This is a genomic window from Pseudoroseomonas cervicalis ATCC 49957, from assembly GCF_000164635.1.
In the GTDB taxonomy this organism is placed as follows: domain Bacteria; phylum Pseudomonadota; class Alphaproteobacteria; order Acetobacterales; family Acetobacteraceae; genus Pseudoroseomonas; species Pseudoroseomonas cervicalis.
Window position 1 is genome coordinate 775,293 of record NZ_GG770778.1, and the last position, 3,563, is coordinate 778,855.

Here is a 3,563-nt window from a genome sequence, read left to right on the forward strand (position 1 = left end):
CGAGCGGGAGCGCCGGGGGGCCGGCGGCATGGCGGGGCGGAAGCAGGGCGGCGCACATGGCGGCGGACCCTATCCGATCGGCGGCCCTCTGTCCCGCGCGAACCGCGCCGCGCGCCGCCCCTCCACGCCGCCTGTCCCTTGTGCCGGAAGGGCCGGGCGCCTAGCTTCCGCCTTCGCCATCACGCCAAGCCAACCGGTCAAGGAAAGTGTCGTCCCATGTTCAAGGGCTCCCTCGTCGCGCTGATCACGCCGATGGCCGAGGATGGCACGCTGGACACAAAAGCCTTCCAGGACTTCGTGGCCTGGCAGATCGCCGAGGGCACCAGCGGCCTGATCCCGGTCGGCACCACGGGCGAAAGCCCGACCCTGTCGCATGACGAGCACCACCGCGTGGTCGAGCTCTGCGTCGAGGCCGCCGGCGGGCGCGTGCCGGTCATCGCCGGCACCGGCTCCAACAGCACGGCCGAGGCCATCGAGCTGACCCGCCACGCCAAGGCGGCCGGCGCCGACGCCGCGCTGGTGGTCACGCCCTACTACAACAAGCCGACCCAGGAAGGGCTCTACCTGCACTTCATGGCCATCGCCGACGCGGTGGACCTGCCGCTGATCATCTACAACATCCCGCCGCGCAGCGTGATCGACATGTCGGTCGAGACCATGGCGCGGCTGGCCCGGCACCCGAACATCGTCGGCGTGAAGGATGCCACGGCCAACCTGACCCGGCCGCTGCACACCCGCCTGGCCTGCGGCACCGAGTTCTGCCAGCTCTCGGGCGAGGACCACACGGCGCTCGCCTTCCGCGCCGCCGGCGGGGTGGGGTGCATCAGCGTCACCGCCAATGTGGCGCCGCGCCTCTGCGCCGAGATGCACGCCGCCTGGGAAGCCGGCAACATCGAGGAAGCCATGGCGATCCAGGACCGGCTGACGCCGCTGCACGACGCCATGTTCTGCGAGACCTCGCCGGGGCCGGTGAAGTACGCCGCCAGCCTGCTCGGCAAGTCGAGCGCCTTCTGCCGCCTGCCGATGGCGCCGGTGGCCGAGGCCACGCGCAACCGGGTGAAGGCGGCGATGTTGACCGCCGGATTGCTGAACTGACCACGAGGCCAGGAGGGGCGCCGCCCCTCCTGGACCTCCCCGCCAGGGGGACAGGGTCCCCCTGGACCCGCCTTGAGGGGTAGATATGGCCGAGCCTCGGAAGAAGTCGCTGATCTCGCACGGCACCGCCGCGCAGAACCGCAAGGCGCGCTTCGACTACAAGATCACCGACACCTATGAGGCCGGGCTGGTGCTGCTGGGGCCGGAGGTGAAGTCGCTGCGCGCCGGCCGCGCCGCCCTGGCCGATGCCTGGGCCGGCGAGCGCGATGGCGAGATCTGGCTGTTCAACAGCTACATCCCCGAATGGCAGGCCGGCAGCTTCATGGCCAAGTTCGAGCCGCGCCGGCCGCGCAAGCTGCTGCTGAAGAAGAAGCAGGTCGAGACGCTGACCGGCGCCGTGGCGCGCGACGGCGTGACCCTGGTGCCGCTGGAGATCCTGTTCAACGAGCGCGGCATCGCCAAGGTCGTGCTCGGCCTGGGCGAGGGCAAGAACAAGGCCGACAAGCGCCACGCCATCGCGGCCCGCGACTGGCAGCGCGACAAGGCCCGGCTGATGCGCGAGAAAGGCTGAAGGCGGGGTCCGGGGTGGCCCTGCCACCCCGGCGGAGGGGGTTCGGGGGAGGCGGAGCCTCCCCCGGTCACTGCCCGTGGCTGCCGCGCAGCTCGGCCAGAATGGCGCGCAGCTCGGCATGGGCGGCGGCGACGTCGCGCCGCAGCAGGAAGCCGCGCAGCTTCGCATGCGCTTCCGGCGCCTCCGGCCCGCCCTCGGCCAGCGCCGTGGCAGACAGAAGAAAACCCTGCATCGCCTCGGCCGAGGGGGTGGCGCCCTTGGCGCCGGCCTCGTCGAGCCGCACCATCAGGTCGCTGAAGCCGCGCAGCCAGGCGAAATCCGGGTCGTGCATCACCGCCTGCAGCAGGGCGTAGGGGTTCTGCGCCGCCGGGTGGCCGACCGCCTGGGCGTTCAGCAGGGCGCGGTGCAGCCCGGCCAGGCCGGCGGCCAGGCGGCGATGCGGCGCGGTGGGGGTGGAGGCGCGGCGCGGCGCGGGGGTGGCGGTCATGCGGTCACTTTCAACGTCTAGCCGGGGCCGGGCTCGATGGCGGCGGGCTGCGGCTCGGCGCGCGGCGGGGGCGGCAGGCGGATCAGCAGATAGACCATGATCCCCATGGCCGGCAGCGCGGCGGCGGTGGTCAGCAGGAAGAAATCGGGCCAGCCCAGCGCCTCGGCCAGCAGGCCGGAGCCGCCGCCGATCGTGCGCAGCGGCACCGCCGCCAGCGAGGAGAGCAGCGCGTATTGCGTTGCCGTGAAGGCCCGGCTGGTGAGGCTGGACAGATAGGTCACGAAGGCGGCGTCCGCCAGACCATCGGTGAAGTTCTCGATGCCGACCTGGGCCCAGAGCATCGGCATGTCGTGCCCGGCATGGGCCAGCGCCACATACATCAGGTTGGACAGCATCTGGCCCATGCCGGTCAGCACCAGCGCGCGTGCCGTGCCGATGCGCACCACCAGCCAGCCGCCGGCCAGCGCGCCGAGCAGCGTGGCGAACAGGCCGAAGACGCTGCCGACCGCCGCCACCTCCGTCCGGCTGAAGCCGAGCTCGCGGTAGAAGGGGGCGACCATGACGCCGGCCATCGCCTCGCCCAGCTTGAACAGCGCGATGAACAGCAGGATGGCGATCCAGTGCTTGCGCCGGACGAAATCGGCGAAGGGGTCGACCACCGCCGCGCGCAGCCGGGCCGACCAGCCGAGCGCCGGACGCGGCGCCGCCTCCGGCTCCGGCCCCAGCCGGACGGCGATGAAGCCGATGCCCACCAGCGCCGCGCAATAGGCGAAGGCGATGCTCCAGCCGGCGAATTCGGCGACGGTCAGCGCCCCGGCATTGGAGGCCAGCAGCGCCCCGCGATAGCCCCAGACATAATAGGCGAGGCCGAGGCCCTGCTGCCGTTCCTCCAGGAACTCGATGCGGTAGGCATCGACAACGATGTCCTGGCTGGCCGAGAGGAAGGCGACCAGCACGGCGACCGCCACCGTGATCTCCGGCGCCACCGCCGGGTTGGTCAGCCCGAGGCCGAGGATGGACAGCGCCAGCACCGGCTGGATGCTGGCCAGCCAGCCGCGCCGCCGGCCCCAATGCCGGAAGAAGGGCGGCGGCGCGTGGTCGATCAGCGGCGCCCAGAGGAATTTCAGCGAATAGGACAGGCCGATCATCGCCGTGAACCCGATGGCGGCGAGCGAGATGCCGGATTCCGACATCCACTGCCGCAGCACGAAGGCGGTGAGCGGCAGCGGCACGCCGGCGGAGAAGCCGAGGGCCAGCATGATCAGGAAGCGCCGGTCTCGCATCGGCGAGCCGGGGGCGGGGAGGAGGCGCATGGGGCGCCACCCTGCCACGCGGCGGGCCGGTTTTGAACTGGCCGCGGCCGCGCGGCTCAGCCGGCCGGGGAGGGGGGCGGGAAAGCGCCGAAGCCCG

4 protein-coding genes are annotated in these 3,563 nt (G+C 72.2%); 2 read left to right on the plus strand and 2 right to left on the minus strand.

All coding sequences use genetic code 11. The features are described 5' to 3' along the window. The first annotated feature begins 216 nt into the window (after window positions 1-216). Window positions 217-1,095 carry a 4-hydroxy-tetrahydrodipicolinate synthase gene (gene dapA / locus HMPREF0731_RS10550; RefSeq protein ID WP_040612668.1) on the plus strand — a complete coding sequence of 293 codons (879 nt, stop codon included), beginning with the start codon at window positions 217-219 and terminating at the stop codon, window positions 1,093-1,095. An 85-nt stretch (window positions 1,096-1,180) separates the two neighbouring features. After that, complete coding sequence (gene smpB, locus HMPREF0731_RS10555) at window positions 1,181-1,666, plus strand: SsrA-binding protein SmpB (protein ID WP_007004104.1); 486 nt, start codon at window positions 1,181-1,183, stop codon at window positions 1,664-1,666. Window positions 1,667-1,733: 67 nt separating this feature from the next. Here smpB and HMPREF0731_RS10560 read toward each other — a convergent pair whose 3' ends face one another. Both HMPREF0731_RS10560 and HMPREF0731_RS10565 read right to left on the minus strand, forming a co-directional pair. Further along, window positions 1,734-2,153 (minus strand): hypothetical protein, encoded by a 420-nt coding sequence (locus tag HMPREF0731_RS10560; protein WP_007004105.1) that lies wholly within the window; start codon window positions 2,151-2,153, stop codon window positions 1,734-1,736. A 17-nt stretch (window positions 2,154-2,170) separates the two neighbouring features. After that, window positions 2,171-3,466 (minus strand): AmpG family muropeptide MFS transporter, encoded by a 1,296-nt coding sequence (locus HMPREF0731_RS10565; protein WP_007004106.1) that lies wholly within the window; start codon window positions 3,464-3,466, stop codon window positions 2,171-2,173. Window positions 3,467-3,563 lie beyond the last annotated feature (97 nt).

Excerpts from the sequence above, each read along its gene's own strand:
- HMPREF0731_RS10565 (WP_007004106.1), bottom strand. The coding sequence starts at position 3,466 with ATGCGCCTCCTCCCCGCCCCCGGCTCGCCGATGCGAGACCGGCGCTTC.
- dapA (WP_040612668.1), top strand. The coding sequence starts at position 217 with ATGTTCAAGGGCTCCCTCGTCGCGCTGATCACGCCGATGGCCGAGGAT.
- smpB (WP_007004104.1), top strand. The coding sequence starts at position 1,181 with ATGGCCGAGCCTCGGAAGAAGTCGCTGATCTCGCACGGCACCGCCGCG.
- HMPREF0731_RS10560 (WP_007004105.1), bottom strand. The coding sequence starts at position 2,153 with ATGACCGCCACCCCCGCGCCGCGCCGCGCCTCCACCCCCACCGCGCCG.